Genomic DNA, 20,213 nt, shown 5'->3' with positions numbered 1-20,213 from the left:
CCCGAGGACTACGAGGGAGGAGACCCATGCAACCCGTGGGCAAAGCTGGCTTTCGCCAGAACGTCGATCTCATGTTCAACCGCGCCGTGGCGCTGATGGACCTGCCACCCGGCCTGGAGGAAAAGATCCGCGTCTGCAACGCCACCTACACCGTGCGCTTCGGCGTGCGGCTGCGTGGCCAGATGCAGACCTTTACCGGCTACCGCTCGGTGCATTCGGAACATATGGAGCCGGTCAAGGGCGGCATCCGCTATGCCCTGTCGGTCAACCAGGACGAGGTCGAGGCGCTGGCGGCGCTGATGACCTATAAATGCGCCCTGGTCGAGGCGCCCTTTGGCGGCTCGAAGGGGGGCTTGTGCATCGATCCGCGCGACTGGAACGAGGACGAGCTGGAACGCATCACCCGCCGTTTCGCCTATGAGCTGATCAAGCGCGACATGATCAACCCTGCCCAGAACGTGCCCGCCCCGGACATGGGCACCGGCGAAAGGGAAATGGCCTGGATCGCCGATCAATATGCGCGGATGAACACCACCGATATCAACGCCAAGGCCTGCGTTACCGGCAAGCCGCTGAACGGAGGTGGCATCGCCGGCCGGGTCGAGGCCACCGGCCGCGGCATCCAGTACGCGCTCAGGGAATTCTTCCGCCATGCGCAGGATGTGCAGACGGCGGGTCTGGCGGGGAAGCTGGAGGGCAAGCGGGTGATCGTGCAGGGGCTGGGCAACGTGGGCTACCACGCGGCGCTGTTCCTGTCGCAGGAGGACGGCGCCATCATCACCGGCATTGCCGAACGCGACGGCGGCCTGTTCAGCCCCGCGGGGCTGGACGTGCAGGCGGTGCGCGACTGGATCGGGCGGCACGGCGGCGTGAAGGGCTATCCCGATGCGCAATTCGCCGAGAACGGCGCCGCGCTGCTGGAGGAACCCTGTGACATCCTGATTCCCGCCGCCATGGAGGGGGTGATCAGCCGCGACAATGCCGATCGCATCCAGGCCCGGCTGATCATCGAGGCGGCGAACGGCCCGATCACCGCCGGCGGCGACGAGGTGCTGCGCCACCGCGGCGTGGTCATCATCCCGGATCTCTTTGCCAATGCGGGCGGGGTCACGGTGTCCTATTTCGAATGGGTCAAGAACCTCAGCCATATCCGTTTTGGCCGGATGCAGCGGCGGCAGGAGGAATATCGCCATCAGATCCTGATAGACGAGCTGGACCGGCTGTCGAAGGACACCGGCATCGGCTGGCAGCTGACCCCGGGCTTCAAGACGCGCTACCTGCGCGGCGCCGATGAGCTGGAGCTGGTACGCTCGGGCCTGGATGACACTATGCGCACCGCCTACCAGTCGATGCGCGAGATCTGGCATGGTCGGGCGGATGTCGAGGATCTGCGCACGGCCGGCTTCCTGGTGGCCATCGGTCGGGTGGCCGACAGCTATCGGGCGAAGGGGCTGTAAGGGGGCAGGGAAGGTCCCGGGCGGGTTCGAGGGCGCTGACGGGAGCCTGCGCTTGCTGTCCGCTCGCCCGACCCGCCGTGCGGCGCCCGACCCGTCGTGCGGCGCCTGACCTGCCGTGCGGCGCCCGACCCGCCGTGCGGCGCCTGACCCGCCGTGCGGCGCCCAACCCGCCGTGCGGCGTACTGGCTTAGGCGCCGCGGGCTGAAGGGGCCGACGGTAGTGACTGTGGCCGGCGATGTCGGGCAAGGCCAGGACGGTGCGGGTGGTGTTCCCAACGGGCAAGGAGGGGCTGCTGACGGCAGGGGTATCTCGTCTGACGGCTGGGGTATCCCGTCGTCCGGGGGCAGGCGCAGGCAAAGCGCCGGTACATGGCGGCCCGCATGCAAGGCGATGTGCCCGCCTGTCGTGCCGCCCACAAAAGCGCGGTTCGGCACTGGGGTCGTTCCCGCGGTAAAAGCTTCCTGTCCTGGTGCCAGCTGTGTGCCGCCACCTCTGCCTCGGGGCGCTGCCGGGGGCGTCTCTGATGCCGCGGTTCCATCGCCTTCAGGCAGAAATGGCCATCAAAGGCCAGGTGGTCCGAGTCATGTCAGCCCCTGCGCCACCAGCCAGTCTGTCCGCCCGGACCTGCCACACAGGTCCGCTCCAGAGAGGTTCGGGACCCGGTTGCGGCGGCCGAAAAGCTCAGGCGGTCTTGCGATAGCGGACCACGCAGCCTTCCAGAAACTGCTCCATTTCCTTCGACCAGGCATCCCGTGCCATCATGCCGTCGGTCACATGCAGCACCGCCACGGGATCGCGCCCGGTGAGGGCGGACATTTCCTTCAGCGCGGCCGTCGGCATGTCGCCGTCAGGGCTGGTGACGAAGAAGGCGACACGATCAGGCAGGGCGGGGCCGCTTTCCAGCCATTGCCGCAGCGGCCGGGCCAGGTGACCGTCGGCAACCGAAGCGCCCAGGATCAGCAGGTCGGAATGTTCCCATGGCTGATCGGGCACGTCGATCTCGGGGCCGGATTTCGACAGCAGCGATTCCACGCCCTGCTTCAGCATCGACCACAGGCCGGGTTCCGGCGGCGCGGCGTCAATTTCGTGCAGTTGCGCGCCCAGCTCCCATGCGAGCGCCTCCCCGATCCTCAGCGTATTGCCGTGCAGGGAGTAAATCAGGATGCGACAGGTCATTCGTGTCCCCCCGGTCTCTTTATCGTCCCGTTGGCGCCACCATGGCCCACCTTCATTGAATTGTCATCTGTGGATGCGGAAAAGATTTCTTATGCGACCGAATAAAGTGGCATTCACGAAAATTTTGGTCAAAAATTATGCGGATAGCGGGAGAATGTTGCGTCAACCTGCCCCGAATCCCCGGTGTCGTGGCGGCAGGGTCGGAACCGGACGTGATGGGGGACTCAGGTGCGGGCGGGTCGGGGGACTGTCCGGCGGGTCGATTAACGTCACCGGCGAAACCCCCTTGCCGCGCCCCCCCGCGCGGGGCTATGCGCGCCATCTGGACTTCGGCGCGGCAGAGAGGGATATTCGCAGGATGAAGCTTGATCCCTCCTTCATGGACGAACTGCACAACCGCATCTCGCTGTCGCAGGTCGCGGGCCGCAAGGTCATGTGGGACAACCGCAAGTCGCAGCCGTCCAAGGGCGACTACTGGGCGCCGTGCCCGTTCCACCAGGAAAAATCCGCCTCGTTCCACGTCGATGACCGCAAGGGATTCTATTACTGCTTCGGCTGCCACGAGAAGGGCGACGCGATTTCCTTCGTGCGCAAGACCGAGAATGTCGAGTTCATGGAGGCGGTCGAGATCCTGGCGCGCGAGGCCGGGATGCAGATGCCCGCCCGCGATCCCCGGGCGCGTGAAAAGGCGGAACAGCGCGCCTCGCTGACCGATCTGATGGCCGAGGCCGAGAAATTCTTTCGCCTTTGCCTGCGCGGCGGGCAGGGGCGTGCGGCGCGCGACTACCTGGACCGCCGGGGCCTGGACGAGGCCGCGCGCGACCGCTGGGGCCTGGGATTTGCGCCCGATGCCTGGCAGGCGCTGTGGGATCACCTGACCGCCAAGGGCGCCCGCCCCGAGGAACTGATGGCCTGCGGGCTGGCCAAACCTTCGACCAAGGGCGGCAAGCCCTATGACGTTTTCCGCAATCGCATCATGTTCCCGATCCGCGATCCGCGCGGCCGGGTCATCGCCTTCGGCGGCCGGGCGATGGATCCGAACGACAATGCGAAATACCTGAACTCGCCCGAAACGCAGCTGTTCGACAAAAGCCGCACGCTGTTCAACTTCGGCCCCGCGCGCGAGGCGGTGGGCAAGGGCCAGCCGCTGATCGTGGCCGAGGGCTATATGGACGCGATCGCCCTGGCCGAGGCCGGCTTTACCGGCGCGGTGGCGAACCTTGGCACCGCCGTCACCGAACACCACCTGGAGATGCTGTGGCGCGTCACGCCGGAACCGGTGCTGGCGCAGGATGGCGACAAGGCGGGGCTGCGCTCGGCCTACAAGGTGATCGACCTGGTGCTGCCGAAGCTGCAGGTCGGGCGCTCGATCCGATTTGCGCTGCTGCCCGATGGCCTGGACCCGGACGAGCTGATCAAGGCGCGCGGCGCGCGTGCGATGGGGCAGGTGGTCGAACAGGCCCTGCCGCTGGTCGAGCTGCTGTGGCAGCGAGAGACCACGGCCCGGTCCTTCGATAGTCCCGACCGGCGCGCGGCGCTGGATGCGGCGCTGAAGCACGCCACCGCCCAGATCCCCGACCAGGGGCTGCGCTATCACTACGATCAGGCCCTGCGCGACAAGATGCGAGAGCTGTTCCGCCCGGCGCGTCCGGCGCGCTCGGGCGGCGCACGCAGCTTTGGCGACAAGCGCGGCCCCTGGAAGGGCGCCCCGCCGGTGCCGATGCCCTCGACCCGCGCCTCGCTTCTGGTGTCCGAGGACGAGGCGGCGATGGAATACCTGCGCGAGGGGGTGATCCTGGCCTCGCTGTTTGCCACGCCCGCCGTGGTCGAGGCCTTCGAGGTCCAGCTGGAGCGGATGGACTGCCGCGGCGGCGATCACGCGCGCCTGCGCGACCTCTTGCTGACCCATGCGGGCGAGGGCCCCGAGGCGCTGCGTGCCGCCGTCGAACGCGACATGGGGCCCGCCGCCCTTGACGAACTGATGAGCCGGACCCATGTGGCGCTCTGTCCCCCGGTGCGACACCCCGGGGACGAGGAACGGGCCCGCATGACCGTCGCCGAGGAACTGGCCAAGCTTCAGGCCGCGCGCGCCCTTCGCGCCGAGATCGCCGAGGCGGTCGAGGATTTCGAAGCCGTCGAGGACGAGGCGCTGACCTGGCGGCTGGGACAGGCGGCCGAGGCGAAAAGTGCCGCGACCCGCAGCCAGCAGGAGGATCGCGCGGAATATGACCTGGGAGAGAACGGTGCCCGAATCAATCGTGACGAGCGGAGCGCATTGGATGCCCTGATGCAGTCGATTCGTTTCTCCAAGCCGCGCAAGTAGCCTGATACCCTCAGGGAAGCGCAAGAAATTCAGGGTAAACAGGTGTGCGAATCGCGCAAGACGCGCTATTGATTCGCGTTACGAATCGACCGCAGCCTGATCCATTGCCAAGGAGTATCGCCATGGCCGCCAAGGACAACGACGAAACCCAGATGGAAGAGCAGGAGGCGGAAGTCTCTCTCGACATGAGCCAGGCCCAGGTGAAGCGCATGATCGCCGAGGCGCGCGAGCGTGGCTTCATCACCTACGACCAGCTCAACCAGGTGCTGCCGCCGGACCAGGTGTCCTCCGAGCAGATCGAGGACGTGATGTCGATGCTCTCCGAGATGGGCATCAACATCATCGAGGACGAGGAAGCCGAGGAAGAAGAGCAAAAGACCACGGCCGTCACCACGACCAACCAGAACCGCGAGGTTGCCCTGGGCGGCCAGGCGGCCGAAAAGCTCGACCGCACGGACGACCCGGTGCGCATGTACCTGCGCGAGATGGGCAGCGTCGAACTGCTGAGCCGCGAGGGCGAGATCGCCATCGCCAAGCGGATCGAGGCCGGTCGCAACACGATGATCCTGGGGCTGTGCGAAAGCCCGCTGACCTTCCAGGCCATCACCATCTGGCGCGACGAACTTCTGTCCGAAGACATCCTGCTGCGCGACGTGATCGACCTGGAAACCACCTTCGGCAACCAGATGGGCGAAGAGGACGATGACGAGGAACCCGTCGTCGACACCGCCTCGGTCAATTCCCAGCCCAAGCGCGAGATGGGCCCGGAACTTGACGCCGACGGCAACCCGCTGGCGCGCGACGACGACGAAGAAGACGACGACCAGTCGAACATGTCGCTGGCCGCGATGGAAGCGGCGCTGAAGCCGCGCGTGCTGGAAACCCTCGACCGGATCGCCGACGATTACGAGACCCTCTCCGAGATGCAGGACCTGCGGATCAGCGCCACGCTGAACGAGGACGGCTCCTTCTCGGCCGAGGACGAGCAGATGTACCAGACCCTGCGCTCTGAGATCGTCGAGCTGGTGAACGGCCTGCACCTGCACAACAACCGCATCGAAGCCCTGATCGACCAGCTTTACGGCATCAACCGCCGCATCATGCAGATCGACAGCGCCATGGTGAAGCTGGCCGACCAGGCCCGGATCAACCGCAAGGAATTCGTCGACGAATACCGCGGCCATGAACTCGATCCCAACTGGATGGACCGGATGAGCCAGAAGGCCGGTCGCGGCTGGCAGATGTTCTTCGAACGCTCCGCCGACAAGGTGGAAGAACTGCGCAACGACATGGCGCAGGTTGGCCAGTACGTGGGCCTCGACATCTCCGAATTCCGCCGCATCGTCCAGCAGGTGCAGAAGGGCGAAAAAGAGGCCCGCCAGGCCAAGAAGGAAATGGTCGAGGCCAACCTTCGCCTGGTGATCTCGATCGCCAAGAAATACACCAACCGCGGCCTGCAGTTCCTCGACCTGATCCAGGAAGGCAACATCGGCCTGATGAAGGCGGTCGATAAATTCGAATACCGCCGCGGCTACAAGTTCTCGACCTATGCGACCTGGTGGATCCGCCAGGCCATCACGCGCTCGATCGCCGACCAGGCCCGCACGATCCGCATCCCGGTCCACATGATCGAGACGATCAACAAGCTGGTCCGTACCGGTCGCCAGATGCTGCACGAGATCGGCCGCGAACCGACCCCGGAAGAGCTGGCCGAAAAGCTGCAGATGCCGCTGGAAAAGGTCCGCAAGGTGATGAAGATCGCCAAGGAGCCGATCTCGCTCGAAACCCCGATCGGGGACGAGGAAGACAGCCAGCTGGGCGATTTCATCGAGGACAAGAACGCGATCCTGCCGCTGGACAGCGCCATTCAGGAAAACCTGAAGGAAACCACGACCCGGGTCCTGGCCTCGCTGACCCCGCGCGAGGAACGCGTGCTGCGCATGCGCTTCGGCATCGGCATGAACACCGACCACACCCTCGAAGAGGTCGGCCAGCAGTTCAGCGTGACCCGCGAACGCATCCGCCAAATCGAAGCCAAGGCGCTGCGCAAGCTCAAGCATCCCTCGCGCTCGCGCAAGCTGCGCAGCTTCCTCGACCAGTAATCGCAGGCGATACCCTGCCCGAAGGCGCCCCGGCCCTGGCCGCGGGCGCCTTTTCCTTGCCCGCCCCACGCCTCGGCTGTGAGGTTCGCAGAGATGGTTCCACTGTCAAATTGACGTAATCTGCCCCCTGTTTCCAAGGATGGGCGGTGACCCCCTGGCCCCCGCCGCGCGCTTGATCCGGGGGAAGACCTGTCAAGGAACCGGCGGCGCGGGGCTGACATGCCGGCGCTGTGGCCGATGCGGTCCCAGCGGATGGTGCAGCTTGCGGGGGGCCTCGCGCTCAAAGGCGGGGTGAGGTGGTCAGTCGCGCTGCGCGGCAGGCAGGCTGACCATGACATCATCGCAGACGGGGGCGATGGGGTTCCAGATGTCGTCATGGGGCGGCCGGGACCGGATAGTCTGGCGCTTCCACATCCCAGAGGAGGACGGCATGAAGACCTTCATCGGCATCGACATTTCGCTCGCGCGCTCCGCAGTCTGCGTGATCGGAGAACATGGGCAGGTCGTGAAGCGGGCGCAGATCGACAGCGAGCCCGAGGCACTTATCGCCTTCCTGCGGGATTTGCCCCTTGCCATCGAGGCAATCGGGCTGGAGGCCGGCCCGCTGTCGCAGCGGTTTCACCGCGGCCTGGGCGAAGCGGGTTTCGAGCTAGTCCTGATGGAGACCCGGCAGGTCAAGGCGGTCCTGAAGGCCATGCCCGTCAAGACCGACTGCCGCGATGCCGGGGGCATTGCCAGACTGCTCCGCATGGGCTGGTTCTGGCCGGTTCACTGCAAGTCGGTGTCCGCCCAGGAGATGCGCGCTTTGCTGAACGCCCGCAAGGCGGTCCAGAAGGCGGCACTGGACATCGAGCCGTCCCTGCGCGGGGTCCTGCGCAATTTCGGGATGAAGCTCGGCCCTGTCGGCAAGGGCAAGGGGCGCCATGCATCACGGGTCCGAGAGCTGGTTGCCGGGAATGCCGCGCTGGAGGCAGCGGCCTCGGCCATCCTCGATGCCCGGACGGTGCTGCGCGACAGGCTATCGGCGCTGGACCGCAGGGGGCTCGGGCTTGCCCGGCAGGACGATGCCTGCCGACTGATGATGATGATGCCCCCTCCCGGCGATTGCGGGCAATCGCCTGCCGGGCAGCGGGCATCGGTGCCGTGATCGCATTGACCGTGCGCTCGGCGATCGACGATCCGGCGCGGTTCCGGTCGTCTCGGGATGTAGGACCATGGGTCGGCCTGACGCCGCGGCGGGAACAGTCAGGCGCGCGCGATGTCACCGGCAGGATCACCAAGGCAGGAGATGCAGCGCTGCGGACGGCGCTCTTCAACGCCGCCGCTGTGATGATGCATGATGCAAGGCCATGCTGGCGCAGGCATGGGGCATGTAGGTTGCCAGACGCCGCGGATCGAAGCACGCCACAGTGGCCGTCGCACGGCGGATCGGCGTCGTGCTTCGTCGGATGTGGCTGGACGGAACCAAGTTCCGCCCGCAGCGCAAGCCGGTCCCGACGACTGCCTGAGGCGATCATCGACACAGCAAGGAAAAGAAGATCAACTTCTGGCAGGGTCTGTCCCGCCACGACGAAGTCCCCACCGGGTCGCGGTTCCCGGCGACGCCGGATATGATGCTGCCGCCGGACGCTCCGTCCGGGCGCGTTTTCCAGATGGGCGCACGGGAACCGATCTCACCGACATCCTGTAGGCGGCCAGCGCGCCGACCACGGAGGCAAGCTTGACACCGGTATGGGACCGGGAGTGGAGGCGATGGCGCTTCGGAAGGAGCACATGGCTCTGCCCAGGACCAACGTGGCTGTCGGCGGGGCGGCGCTCCGATATCTGATGTCTCCGCGCCTCGCGTTCCGCAGCCCGCCCGGCAATTGCGGCTGCCTCGCCGTGTGGGTTCCGGATTGACGGCAGGGGCCCCAAGACGGAAGCGTCATGTCACGGCCTCGCTGGACCGTCCATTTCTGGGTCTGCTCCATCAGGATCGCGCCGAGCAATCTCCGGGTCGAGGCCGCGTTGGGGAGTGAGGAGGATCAGAAAACAGCATGGGATGCTGTTTTCCCGACGAACCCGACGACGTCCGTGCGTCGCTTGATCTCGCCGTTCAGGCGCTCAATTGCATTCGTGCTGTGCAATTTCGCGCGGTGCCGGGCGGGGAAAGTCATGCAGGCCAGCATGTCCTATCCATGAGCGTGGCCAGCTTCGGCCGCTTGGGACGCATCTGGTCCGCTGACCTGCCACCACCGGGTCTTTGCCGCAGCGTGGTCCGGCTGGGCAAAGGCCGTGGCGATGAAGGCTGAGAACGAGCCGGGCCGGAAAACGATCCGGGGGATCGTTTTCCCGGCGAGGCCTGCGGCTGCTCTTGCCGGCATGGCCGAGAGCATTGCGCTGGAAATGCACCCGGCAACATTGCCAGGTGGTGGACGGCACCCGCGCCGTGGCCGCTTTGATGCCCCCATCCCCCATGCGCATCGCGGAACACCAGCTTCACGCCCGAGAGGCCGCGGTGGACAAGATCGCGGAGAAATTCAGTCCGGAACGGCTCGGCCTCGGAAGCCCCGATCGCCATGCCCAGCACTTCGCGGCGGCCGCCTGCCATCGGGCCCGAACCGATGGCGCCTTCGATGGCAGGCCGTTCACGCCCACCGCGATCGTCACGGCGACGGAGACGATCCGCCCCCCTGGCGGACCTTCAGATACTTGCGCAGGCTCACTCGAACGCATGGCGTTCGCCTGCTCACGTCGATCCAGAGACGCGGCATCGTGGCGCCACCGGTTCGAGCCCGATGGCGCGTGCCATGCGCCCTTGATCGGGCGGGTGAGAAAGGCGTCAACCCGCTCGTCACGCGCCATCATCCTCGGACCGGTGGCGGACAATGGCCCGTTCCTCGCAGAGCCGGCTGACCTGGCTCTTCGGGATGCCGCATTCGCCGGGATGACTGTCCCCCGGACAGTCATCTGATCCTCCTCATCCCATGGCCTGCACGAGGTCATCCATCGTCCGTGTCGACACGCCATGGACATCGTTGGTCGGGGAAACAGTGCCCCACGCTGTTTCCTGATCCTCCTCACCCTGGATGACGGCTGTCAGCGCCTTCTCCACCGAGCCCGCGGCTCGGGAAAGGACCGGACGTAGGAGCCCGTGCGCAGGCGCGGGATGCGCCGCCCGACACTGCCGGCCGTTCGGCGGGGAAACGATCCCCTGGACCGTTTCCTGATCCGCCTTACCCGCCAGTCGCGATCTGGATAGCCATTGCGTTGTGTCAGCCGCTCGGGGGCCTTCTCGCCGTAGTCGGCGCCGACCTCCAGCACCATCAGTCGACCGGCGGCGAAGCCGATCATCCCTACAAGCGCGGAGGTCCATCATGGGTTTGCTCATCGGCTCTATCCCTTGGTTCAGCTGGGCTCAGCAACCCGACCCTACCGAGAAACCCGATGGCCACAGACACCTACTCCATCAAACGGGACGTCACCGGCGGGTCCAGATGGATCTTTGCGAAATCGTGCCAAGTATTTATAAAAAAGGAAATTTATGACGGCTCGCACGATCAGGTCATGGCGGTCTTTCCCAGGAAATCCGCGGCGCCGACCCTCTCCTTCCTCGCTCATGTCGTGGGGGGAATGCCGTTCTTCCTTCAGCACATCCAGACAGATCTCGGCCAGGATGTCGTCGCCAGCAAGGTCCGGCAGCAGCTCCGCGGCGGGTGGACCAGGTTACGGTCATCTCAATGGCAAGGTCGAACGCGCCCAGAAGACCGGCCTTGAAGAGGTCCGGCCAACGGTGGGCCTCGACGACCCTGGTCTGGACCGCCCCCTTGCCCAAGGGCCGCATGCCTCAACCAAGAGCATCCGCACGACGGCCTGTGCGGCCCGACGCCGATGGATCGGGTTTGCGAACGCATGCACGACGCACCGCTCGGGACGAAGATCGAGGCGTCTTAAGGCCTCGACAGGGCGTTCATTGCGCAGGGACGCATGGCCATGGCGAAGACCAAGGTCAAACGATTGCCCCGGATCGCTGGCCTCATTTTCTTGTTTCAAATACCTCGGGGGGATCGCCGCAGGCGATGGGGGCAGAGCCCCCCGACACCGCAGATGCCAAAAGGGCCGCGTTGCAATCTGCAACCGGCCCATCAGCATGTCTTTGAATTTTGGAGCGGGCGAAGAGATTCGAACTCTCGACCCTTACCTTGGCAAGGTAATGCTCTACCCCTGAGCTACGCCCGCATCCGAGAAACCTGTCGCGTTTCAATCTCGCCCCCCGTGAGGGAGGAATTTGGAGCGGGCGAAGAGATTCGAACTCTCGACCCTTACCTTGGCAAGGTAATGCTCTACCCCTGAGCTACGCCCGCATCCGAGAAACCTGTCGCGTTTCAATCTCGCCCCCCGTGAGGGAGGAATTTGGAGCGGGCGAAGAGATTCGAACTCTCGACCCTTACCTTGGCAAGGTAATGCTCTACCCCTGAGCTACGCCCGCATCCGCAGAAACCTGTCGCGTTTCAATCTCGCCCCCCGTGAGGGAGGAATTTGGAGCGGGCGAAGAGATTCGAACTCTCGACCCTTACCTTGGCAAGGTAATGCTCTACCCCTGAGCTACGCCCGCGTCCTTGGGTGAGGCACCATGTATAAAGAACCCATGCGCCCTGCAAGAGGAAATTTCGCCTTCCGGCCAGTTTGTTCGCCTCACTTTGCGGCACCCTCCGGGGGTGCCGCAAAGCCGGGGCAGGGGCCCTCAGGCCAGGCGCAGCGTGACCTCGATATTGCCGCGGGTGGCGGCGCTGTAGGGGCAGACCGCATGGGCCTTTTCCATCAGCATCTCCGCCGCTTCGGCCGCGACGCCGGGCAGATCGCCGACCAGGGCTACCGCCAGGGCAAAGCCGCCCGCATCCGTCGCGCCGATGCTGACCTCGGCCGAGACGGTGGTTGCGGCATCCAGCGCGACCTTCTCCTGACGGGCGACCAGCTTCAGCGCCGACAGGAAGCAGGCGGCATAGCCCAGGGCGAACAGCTGCTCGGGGTTGGTGCCGGCGCCGCCCGGTCCGCCCAGTTCCTTCGGCATGACCAGATCGACCGACAGGGCGCCGTCGGCGATTGCAGCCCGGCCTTCGCGGCCGCCCTCGGCCGTACCACGGGTGGTGTAAAGCGTCTTGGTGATCATCGGATCATCCTTTCAATCGTATGCGATTAGATCGTGCACGATATAAATGGATCCAAGGCGCCCTGTCAATCCTTGCGGACCGGTCGTGCGCGACATATTTTCCGGCCATGCGCACCCCTGACGACATTCCGCCCGCCGCCGCCCCGGTTCCGACCGAGGAGATGCTGTGTTTCAACCTCTATGCGGCCAGCCACGCCTTCATCCGGCTTTATGCACCCTACCTGGAGGCGCTTGGCCTGACCTATCCGCAGTTCCTGGTGCTGCTGCGCCTGGACGCGCGGGACGGGCAGGGGGTGGGCGAACTGGGCGCGGCCCTGGGCATGGAGACCAGCACCCTGTCGCCGCTTCTGAAGCGGCTGACCGCTGCCGGGCTGATCGAACGCCGCCGCTCCGACAAGGACGAGCGCCGCGTGGTGGTGCAGCTGACGCCTGCGGGGCAGCAGAAGGCAAGGCGCGCAGCGGCTGTGCCGGGCTGCCTGGCACAGGACATGGGCTTTGACCGGGGCGCCTATGAGGGGATCCTGGCCACCTTGCGCGATCTGCGGGGGCGCATCGCCCAGGCGCCTGATGCGCAACAAAAAACCCCGCCGCGGGACTGAGAACCGCGGCGGGGCCGTCTTGGGTGGCGGGCTGAGAAACCGAGAAACGGACCCGCCACCTGCCTGTCATCTAGGTGGCCCTCGGAAGGCGGAAGTAAAGCCTTCCGCAGCTTCACGTCCGTTCCCTTTTTCGAGAGCCCCCCGCCTTACTCGTATTCGATCAGCAGGTCCTTGGCGTCGATCTGTGCGGCGGGCGTGACGTAAACGGCCTTCACCTTGCCGGTGCGGTCGGCATGGATGCCGGTTTCCATCTTCATCGCCTCGATGGTCAGCAGCAGATCGCCTTCCTTCACGTCCTGGCCGGCCACAACCCCGATCGAGGCCACGACACCGGGCATCGGCGCCGCGACATGGTTGGGGTTGGTCGGATCGGCCTTCGCCGCCGCCGCCTTGCCGCCGGTGATCGAGCGGTCGGGCACGCGGATCACCCGCGGCTGGCCGTTCAGTTCGAAGAAGACGCGGACATTGCCGTCCTCGCGGGAATCACCCACGGCCTGCAGGCGGATCTCCAGCGTGATGCCGCGGTCCAGCTCGACCGAGACCTCTTCGCCGGTCTTCATGCCGTAGAAGAAGGTCGAGGTCGGCAGGGTGCGCACCGGCCCGTAGATCTCGTGCCGGGTCAGGTAGTCGCTGAACACCTTCGGATACATCAGGTAAGAGTTCAGATCCTCGTCGTCGATCACGCGACCGTCGAACTTTTCGGACAGCTCCTTGCGGGTGGCCTCCAGATCGACGGGGGGCAGGCTGGCGCCGGGACGTTCGGTATTGGGGGCCTCGCCCTTCAGGATCTTCTTCACCAGCAGCGGCGGGAAGCCCCCCGGGGGCTGGCCGAGGTTGCCGCGCATCATGTCGATGACCGAATCCGGGAAGGAGATGTCGCGATCGGGGTCTTCGACCTCGGCGCGGGTGATGCCCTGGCTGACCATCATCAGCGCCATGTCGCCCACCACCTTGGAGGAGGGGGTCACCTTCACGATGTCGCCGAACATCTGGTTCACCTGTGCATAGGTATGCGCGACCTCGTGCCAGCGTTCCTCCAGCCCCATCGAGCGCGCCTGTGCCTTGAGGTTGGTGAACTGGCCGCCGGGCATCTCGTGCAGATAGACCTCGGAGGCGGGGGCCTGCATCCCGCTTTCGAAGGCAACATACTGGCCGCGCACGGCTTCCCAGTAGTCGCTCATCTTGCGAATCTCCTCGATGTCGAGGCCGGTGTCACGCTCGGTATGCATGAGCGCCTCGACGATCGAGCCCAGCGTCGGCTGCGAGGTATTGCCCGAAAGCGCATCCATCGCCGCATCCGCCGCATCGACGCCCGCCTCGGCCGCAGCCAGGATCGTGGCGCCGCCGATGCCGGAGGTGTCGTGGGTATGGAAGTGGATCGGGATGCTGATCTCGTCCTTCAGGGCCTTGATCAGGACCCGGGCGGAGGCGGGTTTCAGCAGCCCGGCCATGTCCTTCAGACCCAGCACATGGGCGCCTGCGGCCTCAAGCTCCTTCGCCATGGCGACATAGTACTTCAGGTCGTACTTGGCGCGCGCCGGGTTCAGGATGTCGCCGGTGTAGCAGACCGTGCCTTCGCAGATCTTGCCGGTCTCGATCACGGCGTCCATGGCAACGCGCATGTTCTCGACCCAGTTCAGGCTGTCGAAGACGCGGAACACGTCCATGCCGGTGTCGGCGGCCTGCTTGACGAAGGCCTGCACCACGTTGTCGGGATAGTTCGTGTACCCCACCCCGTTCGAGCCGCGCAGCAGCATCTGGGTCAGGATGTTCGGCACCTTGGCGCGGATGTCGCGCAGGCGCTGCCAGGGGTCTTCCTGCAGGAAGCGGAAGGCCACGTCGAAGGTCGCACCGCCCCAGCATTCCAGGCTGAACAGCTGCGGCAGGTTGGCGGCATAGCTGGGCGCGGCCTTGATCATGTCGATCGAGCGCATCCGGGTCGCCAGCAGCGACTGGTGGCCGTCGCGCATCGTGGTGTCGGTGATCAGCAGCTGCTTTTGCGCCAGCATCCAGTCGGCGACGGCCTTGGGGCCCTTTTCATCCAGGAGGGTCTTGGTGCCGGTCGGCACCTCGCCCAGCGGCGCGGGCGCTTTCGGCAGCTTGAAGCCTTCCGGCAGGGCGGCGCGGCCCTTGGTCTCCGGGTGGCCGTTGACGGTGATGTCGGCGATATAGGTCAGCACCTTCGAGCCGCGGTCCTGCGGCGTCGAGAAGTCGAACAGGTCCGGCGTCGTGTCGATGAACTTGGTGGTGTATTCGTTCGACAGGAAGACCGGGTGCTTCAGCAGGTTCTGCACGAAGGCGATGTTGGTGCTGACGCCGCGGATGCGGAATTCGCGCAGCGCGCGGTCCATGCGGCGGATGGCGGCTTCGGGGGTCTGGGCGCGGGCGGTGACCTTGACCAGCAGCGAATCGTAATAGCGGGTGATGACGCCGCCCGCATAGGCGGTGCCGCCGTCCAGACGGATGCCCGCGCCGGTGGCGGTGCGGTAGGCGGTGATGCGGCCGTAGTCGGGGATGAAGTTGTTCTGCGGGTCTTCCGTGGTGATCCGGGTCTGCAGGGCATGGCCCATCAGATGGATGTCGGATTGCGAAGCCTTGCCGGTCGCCTCGGCCAGGGTTTTCCCTTCCGCGATCAAGATCTGCGCCTGAACGATGTCGATGCCGGTGACCTCTTCGGTGACGGTGTGTTCCACCTGCACGCGGGGGTTGACCTCGATGAAGTAGAACTTGCCGCTGTCCATATCCATCAGGAATTCGACAGTGCCGGCGCATTCATAGTTCACATGGGCGCAGATCTTGCGGCCCAGTTCGCAGATCTCGGCGCGCTGTTCTTCGGACAGATAGGGGGCGGGGGCGCGTTCCACGACCTTCTGGTTGCGCCGCTGCACGGAACAGTCGCGTTCGTACAGGTGATAGATCTGGCCATGGGTGTCGCCCAGGATCTGAACCTCGACGTGGCGGGCGCGCAGGATCATCTTTTCCAGATAGCCCTCGCCATTGCCAAAGGCGGCCTCGGCCTCGCGACGGCCCTCAAGGACCTTCTCCTTCAGCTCCTTCGGGCCGTTGATCGGGCGCATCCCGCGTCCGCCGCCGCCCCAGCTGGCCTTCAGCATCAGCGGATAGCCGATCTCGGCTGCCTCTGTCGCGATGGCATCGAAGTCATCCCCCAGGACTTCGGTCGCGGGAATGACCGGCACGCCCGCCGCGATGGCAACCTTGCGGGCGCTGGCCTTGTCGCCAAGCGCGCGCATCGTCTCGGCCTTGGGGCCGATGAAGGTGATGCCGGCGGCGTCGCAGGCATCGACGAAATCGGGGTTTTCCGACAGCAGGCCATAGCCCGGGTGGATGGCGTCGGCGCCGCTCATCTTGGCGACGCGGATGATCTCATCAATGCTCAGGTAGGCGGCCACGGGGCCCAGGCCTTCGCCGATCCGATAGGCTTCGTCTGCCTTGAAACGGTGCAGGCCGAGCTTGTCCTCTTCTGCATAGACCGCGACGGTCTTCTTGCCCATCTCGTTGGCTGCCCGCATGATGCGGATCGCGATCTCGCCGCGGTTCGCGATGAGGATCTTCTGGAACTCTGCCATGACTTCTCCCTTTTGCAGATGGGAGAAGAGCGCGCCTTCCCCCCGTCCTGCCGTTAAGGAAACGCTACGCCGCGATGCAGCGCAAGTTGGATTGTTGCAAAACAGATAAAGTCGTTTTTTCGGGCAGGGCTTTGCTTAATTGCCGATCCGAGTGGGGAAAGCAGGGATGTTAGCGGTAAATGTTAACTATTTCATTTTGCGTTTATGCAAAATGAACCGAGGTTTCGATGGGGCGCGCCATGGCCTTTACGCAGGGTCACATGGGCGATCCGGGAAGATATCTTATGGATGCAGAAAGATCCCGCCCCCGGGCGTGCGGGGGCGGGACAGGGTGTGCCGGATCGGGGTGTCCGGGGTCAGGCCAGGACCTGGCGGGTCTCGTCATAGCCCGAGGCCGCCTGACGGCTGCGGGCGGCGTCGGCCTGTTCGGCGCGGGCTGCCTCGGCGGCCTGGCTGGCCTGGTAGAGCGCCAGCTCCTTGGCGCTGATCTGGCCATCGCCGTCGGTATCCGCATCGGGATAGAGGTCCAGCAGCGGATCGTCGCTGTCGCTCTCGGTTTCGGTGGTGCTGGAGGTGTCGCTTTCCAGCAGTGCCGTCACCAGCGAGGCCGGATCGACCCCGCCCGAGGCCGAGGGCGGGGCGCCCGGCGGTGTGCCGCCGCCCGGTCCCGGGCCGCCGGCCGCAGCCGGACCCGCCGAGGCCGAGCTGTCCTCGGTCCGGTTGGCTGTCTGCGACGTGGCCCCGATCGAGGCCGCGCCATAGCTCGCGCCGCTCAGGGCAGTGATGGACATGGGTCCCTCCTTTCGTTACGTGCGCGTGCCTCTGGTCTGCACCCCCGGGGCTTGCGAAATACTTAAGGCGCGCGGGGGATTGGCGGGTGATGAAGCCCAGCTTTGTTTCAACTTTCGCAGAGCGCGGCCGGTGCGGCAGGATTCTTGTGAACGGAAGGGGAACGCCATCTTCCCAAGACGCCCGCCGGACGCTAGATTGCGGGCATGAGCAGTTTCTCCGAAGATGACGCCTTCGAGGCCGCGGCCTCGGTTCCCCTGTCGCAGCGCGCGCTGGCCGCGCGACCGGCGCCCTATCTGGACGACCTGAACCCGGCGCAGCGCGCCGCGGTCGAGGCGCTGGATGGCCCGGTGCTGATGCTGGCGGGGGCCGGGACCGGCAAGACCAAGGCGCTGACCAGCCGCATCGTGCACCTGCTGAACACCGGCCGGGCCCGCCCGCACGAGGTTCTGGCGGTGACCTTCACCAACAAGGCCGCGCGCGAGATGAAGCTGCGCATCGGCCGGATGCTGGCCGAAACGGTCGAGGGGATGCCCTGGCTTGGCACCTTCCACGCCATCTGCGTCAAGCTGCTGCGGCGCCATGCGGAACTGGCGGGGCTGAAGTCGAACTTCACCATCCTGGATACGGATGACCAGCTGCGGCTGCTCAAGCAGCTGATTTCGGCGGCCAATATCGACGACAAGCGTTGGCCCGCGCGGCAGCTGGCGGGAATCATCGACCACTGGAAGAACCGCGCCTGGACCCCTTCCAAGGTGCCCGTGGCCGAGGCCGCCGCCTACAACAACCGCGGCATTGATCTTTATGCCCAGTACCAGGCCCGCCTGCGGGATCTGAACGCGGTCGATTTCGGCGACCTGCTGCTGCATGTGGTGACGATCTTCCAGGCCCATCCCGACGTGCTGGAACAGTACCAGCGGCGTTTCCGCTACATTCTGGTGGACGAATACCAGGATACCAACGTGGCCCAGTACCTGTGGCTGCGGCTGCTGGCGGGCGCGCACAAGAACATCTGCTGCGTCGGTGACGACGACCAGTCGATCTATGGCTGGCGCGGCGCCGAGGTGGGCAACATCCTGCGGTTCGAAAAGGATTTTCCCGGTGCCACGGTGGTCCGGCTGGAACAGAACTACCGCTCGACCGCGCATATCCTGGCGGCGGCCTCCGGCGTCATCGCCGGCAACGAGGACCGGCTGGGCAAGACGCTCTGGACCGAGGCCGAGGGCGGCGAGAAGGTCCGCCTGATCGGCCATTGGGACGGCGACGAGGAAGCCCGCTGGGTCGGCGATGAAATCGAGGCCCTGCAGCGCGGCACCCGCGGCCTGCATCCGTTTTCCCTTGATGACATGGCGATTCTGGTGCGCGCCTCGCATCAAATGCGCGCCTTCGAGGACCGCTTCCTGACCATCGGTTTGCCCTATCGCGTCATCGGCGGCCCGCGCTTCTACGAGCGGCTCGAGATCCGCGATGCCATGGCCTATTTCCGGCTAGCCTGCTCGCCCTCGGACGACCTGGCGTTCGAGCGCATCGTCAATACGCCCAAGCGCGGCCTGGGCGACAAGGCCCAGCAGAAGATCCAGATGACGGCGCGCGCCCATGGCGTGCCGCTGCTGGAAGGCGCCCGGATCCTGCTGGAAGACCAGGGTCTTGGCGGCAAGGCGGGGGGGCAGCTGCGCCGCCTTGTCGAACAGGTGACGCATTGGGCCGGGATTGCCCGCCTGCAGGCGGCCTCGGCCGTGCCCTTCGACCCCGATGACGTGCTGATCGACGAGGCCCGCCCGGTGGCGCCGATGACCCATGTCGAGCTGGCCGAGGTGATGCTGGACGAGTCGGGCTATACCGAGATGTGGCAGAACGACAAGACGCCCGAGGCACCGGGCCGGCTGGAGAACCTCAAGGAACTGATCAAGGCGCTGGAAAGCTTCGAGAACCTGCAGGGCTTCCTGGAGCACGTCAGCCTGATCATGGACAACGAGAGCGACGATGCCGGGGCCAAGGTCTCGATCATGACGCTGCACGCGGCGAAGGGGCTGGAATTTCCGGCGGTCTTCCTGCCGGGCTGGGAGGACGGGCTGTTCCCCTCGCAGCGCTCGATGGACGAATCGGGCCTGAAGGGCCTGGAGGAAGAGCGTCGCCTGGCCTATGTCGGCATCACCCGCGCCGAGGAGATCTGCACGATCTCCTTCGCCGGCAACCGTCGGGTCTTCGGCCAGTGGCAAAGCCAGCTGCCCTCGCGCTTCATCGACGAATTGCCCGAAGCCCATGTCGAGGTGCTGACGCCGCCGGGCCTTTATGGCGGCGGCTACGGCGCGGCAGGATCGGTGCAGAGCGGTCTGGAAAGCCGGGCGGCCGACGTCAATGTCTACAACTCTCCGGGCTGGAAGCGGATGCAGGCGCGGGCCTCGAACCGCCCCGTCGCCCAGCCCCGGGAAGCCCGCGCCATGACGATCGACATGACCGCGACCGCTTCGCACACGGTGGGCGAGCGCGTCTTCCACCAGAAGTTCGGCTATGGCGAGGTGCTGGGGGTCGAGGGCGACAAGCTGGAGGTGGCCTTCGAGAAGTCAGGGGTGAAGAAGATCGTGGCGAAGTTCGTCACCAGCCCCGACGACGTGCCCTTCTGATCCGGGGGGAGGGGGCTCTGCCCCCGCCGCGGCTGCGCCTCGACTCCCCCGGAGTATTTTTGGCCAGATGACGGGGAACCCGCCCTTCGTCTTTCATCTTTCCAAAAATATGGCGGGGGTGAATGGGGCCGGAGGCCCCAGAGGGGGCAGAGCCCCCTTTTTCATGCCCAGAAAAGGAAAACGGCGGCATCCCGGGAGGAGGGATGCCACCGTCATTTCGCGATTGCCAGGGAGGAGGAAGGCAACCGGTCCAGATCTGGGCCCAGCTTGGCAGGGAGGAGGAGAGCCTTGCCGGGTCCGGTAACGCCGCATCCCAGGGAGGAGGAGGGGGACGGCGTATGGGGGTGGAGCGGGTGCTCCGGAATGGGGCCGGCGGAGGCAGGGAGGAGGAGAGCCTCCGCCGGGAG

General features: G+C 65.7%; 11 protein-coding genes, 4 tRNA genes and 2 pseudogenes. 7 read left to right on the top strand and 10 right to left on the bottom strand.

What is annotated here, in order from left to right; genetic code table 11:
• The first annotated feature begins 26 nt into the window (after positions 1-26).
• The gene (locus AC2ITM_RS11900) at positions 27-1,457 is read left to right on the top strand and encodes a Glu/Leu/Phe/Val family dehydrogenase (protein WP_486466857.1); all 1,431 of its coding nucleotides are present in this window, start codon (positions 27-29) and stop codon (positions 1,455-1,457) included.
• Positions 1,458-2,138: 681 nt separating this feature from the next.
• Here the strand turns inward: AC2ITM_RS11900 and AC2ITM_RS11895 are convergent.
• On the bottom strand, positions 2,139-2,633 hold the full coding sequence (locus tag AC2ITM_RS11895; protein WP_486466856.1) for a hypothetical protein: 495 nt from the start codon (positions 2,631-2,633) through the stop codon (positions 2,139-2,141).
• Between the two features lie 358 nt (positions 2,634-2,991).
• On the opposite strand from AC2ITM_RS11895, the gene dnaG reads away from it, so the two are divergent.
• Together dnaG and rpoD are read left to right on the top strand one after the other, a co-directional pair.
• A complete protein-coding gene (gene dnaG / locus AC2ITM_RS11890) occupies positions 2,992-4,956 on the top strand; it encodes a DNA primase (RefSeq protein ID WP_486466855.1) in 1,965 nt (654 codons plus the stop codon).
• 122 nt (positions 4,957-5,078) lie between these two features.
• Positions 5,079-7,058, top strand: a complete 1,980-nt coding sequence (rpoD, locus tag AC2ITM_RS11885) for an RNA polymerase sigma factor RpoD (RefSeq protein WP_486466854.1) — start codon at positions 5,079-5,081, stop codon at positions 7,056-7,058.
• 300 nt (positions 7,059-7,358) lie between these two features.
• Here the strand turns inward: rpoD and AC2ITM_RS11880 are convergent, their stop codons facing one another.
• Positions 7,359-7,490 carry a hypothetical protein gene (locus AC2ITM_RS11880; protein ID WP_486466853.1) on the bottom strand — a complete coding sequence of 44 codons (132 nt, stop codon included), beginning with the start codon at positions 7,488-7,490 and terminating at the stop codon, positions 7,359-7,361.
• Here AC2ITM_RS11880 and AC2ITM_RS11875 point away from each other — a divergent pair.
• Positions 7,489-8,566, top strand: a pseudogene (locus AC2ITM_RS11875) (IS110 family RNA-guided transposase). The gene AC2ITM_RS11880 and the pseudogene AC2ITM_RS11875 sit on opposite strands and share 2 nt — an antisense overlap.
• Positions 8,567-8,962: 396 nt before the next feature.
• On the opposite strand, the pseudogene AC2ITM_RS11870 reads toward AC2ITM_RS11875, so the two are convergent.
• Positions 8,963-10,229 (bottom strand): annotated as a pseudogene (locus tag AC2ITM_RS11870) (transposase); the annotation flags it as partial.
• A gap of 255 nt (positions 10,230-10,484) precedes the next feature.
• Here AC2ITM_RS11870 and AC2ITM_RS11865 point away from each other — a divergent pair.
• On the top strand, positions 10,485-10,814 hold the full coding sequence (locus AC2ITM_RS11865) for a hypothetical protein (RefSeq protein ID WP_486466852.1): 330 nt from the start codon (positions 10,485-10,487) through the stop codon (positions 10,812-10,814).
• A gap of 387 nt (positions 10,815-11,201) precedes the next feature.
• Here the strand turns inward: AC2ITM_RS11865 and AC2ITM_RS11860 are convergent.
• From AC2ITM_RS11860 to AC2ITM_RS11840, 5 genes are all read right to left on the bottom strand, one after another.
• Positions 11,202-11,276 (bottom strand) — tRNA-Gly (locus tag AC2ITM_RS11860).
• A 50-nt stretch (positions 11,277-11,326) separates the two neighbouring features.
• Positions 11,327-11,401, bottom strand: a tRNA-Gly gene (locus tag AC2ITM_RS11855).
• 50 nt (positions 11,402-11,451) lie between these two features.
• A tRNA-Gly gene (locus tag AC2ITM_RS11850) sits at positions 11,452-11,526 on the bottom strand.
• 51 nt (positions 11,527-11,577) lie between these two features.
• Positions 11,578-11,652 (bottom strand) — tRNA-Gly (locus tag AC2ITM_RS11845).
• Between the two features lie 129 nt (positions 11,653-11,781).
• Positions 11,782-12,207: an organic hydroperoxide resistance protein gene (locus AC2ITM_RS11840; protein WP_486466851.1), complete on the bottom strand. Its 426-nt coding sequence runs from the start codon at positions 12,205-12,207 to the stop codon at positions 11,782-11,784.
• A gap of 107 nt (positions 12,208-12,314) precedes the next feature.
• On the opposite strand from AC2ITM_RS11840, the gene AC2ITM_RS11835 reads away from it, so the two are divergent.
• Positions 12,315-12,806 carry a MarR family winged helix-turn-helix transcriptional regulator gene (locus tag AC2ITM_RS11835; protein WP_486466850.1) on the top strand — a complete coding sequence of 164 codons (492 nt, stop codon included), beginning with the start codon at positions 12,315-12,317 and terminating at the stop codon, positions 12,804-12,806.
• A gap of 146 nt (positions 12,807-12,952) precedes the next feature.
• Here AC2ITM_RS11835 and AC2ITM_RS11830 read toward each other — a convergent pair whose 3' ends face one another.
• Positions 12,953-16,393, bottom strand: a complete 3,441-nt coding sequence (locus AC2ITM_RS11830; protein ID WP_486466849.1) for a pyruvate carboxylase — start codon at positions 16,391-16,393, stop codon at positions 12,953-12,955.
• Positions 16,394-16,749: 356 nt separating this feature from the next.
• On the bottom strand, positions 16,750-17,184 hold the full coding sequence (locus AC2ITM_RS11825; RefSeq protein WP_486466848.1) for a hypothetical protein: 435 nt from the start codon (positions 17,182-17,184) through the stop codon (positions 16,750-16,752).
• Positions 17,185-17,388: 204 nt separating this feature from the next.
• Between AC2ITM_RS11825 and AC2ITM_RS11820 the strand changes: the two genes are divergently transcribed.
• On the top strand, positions 17,389-19,806 hold the full coding sequence (locus AC2ITM_RS11820) for an ATP-dependent helicase (RefSeq protein WP_486466847.1): 2,418 nt from the start codon (positions 17,389-17,391) through the stop codon (positions 19,804-19,806).
• Positions 19,807-20,213: the final 407 nt, after the last annotated feature.

The organism is Pseudooceanicola sp. NS-SX9 (assembly GCF_057380705.1).
This window is presented reverse-complemented; position numbering and strand designations above follow the sequence as displayed.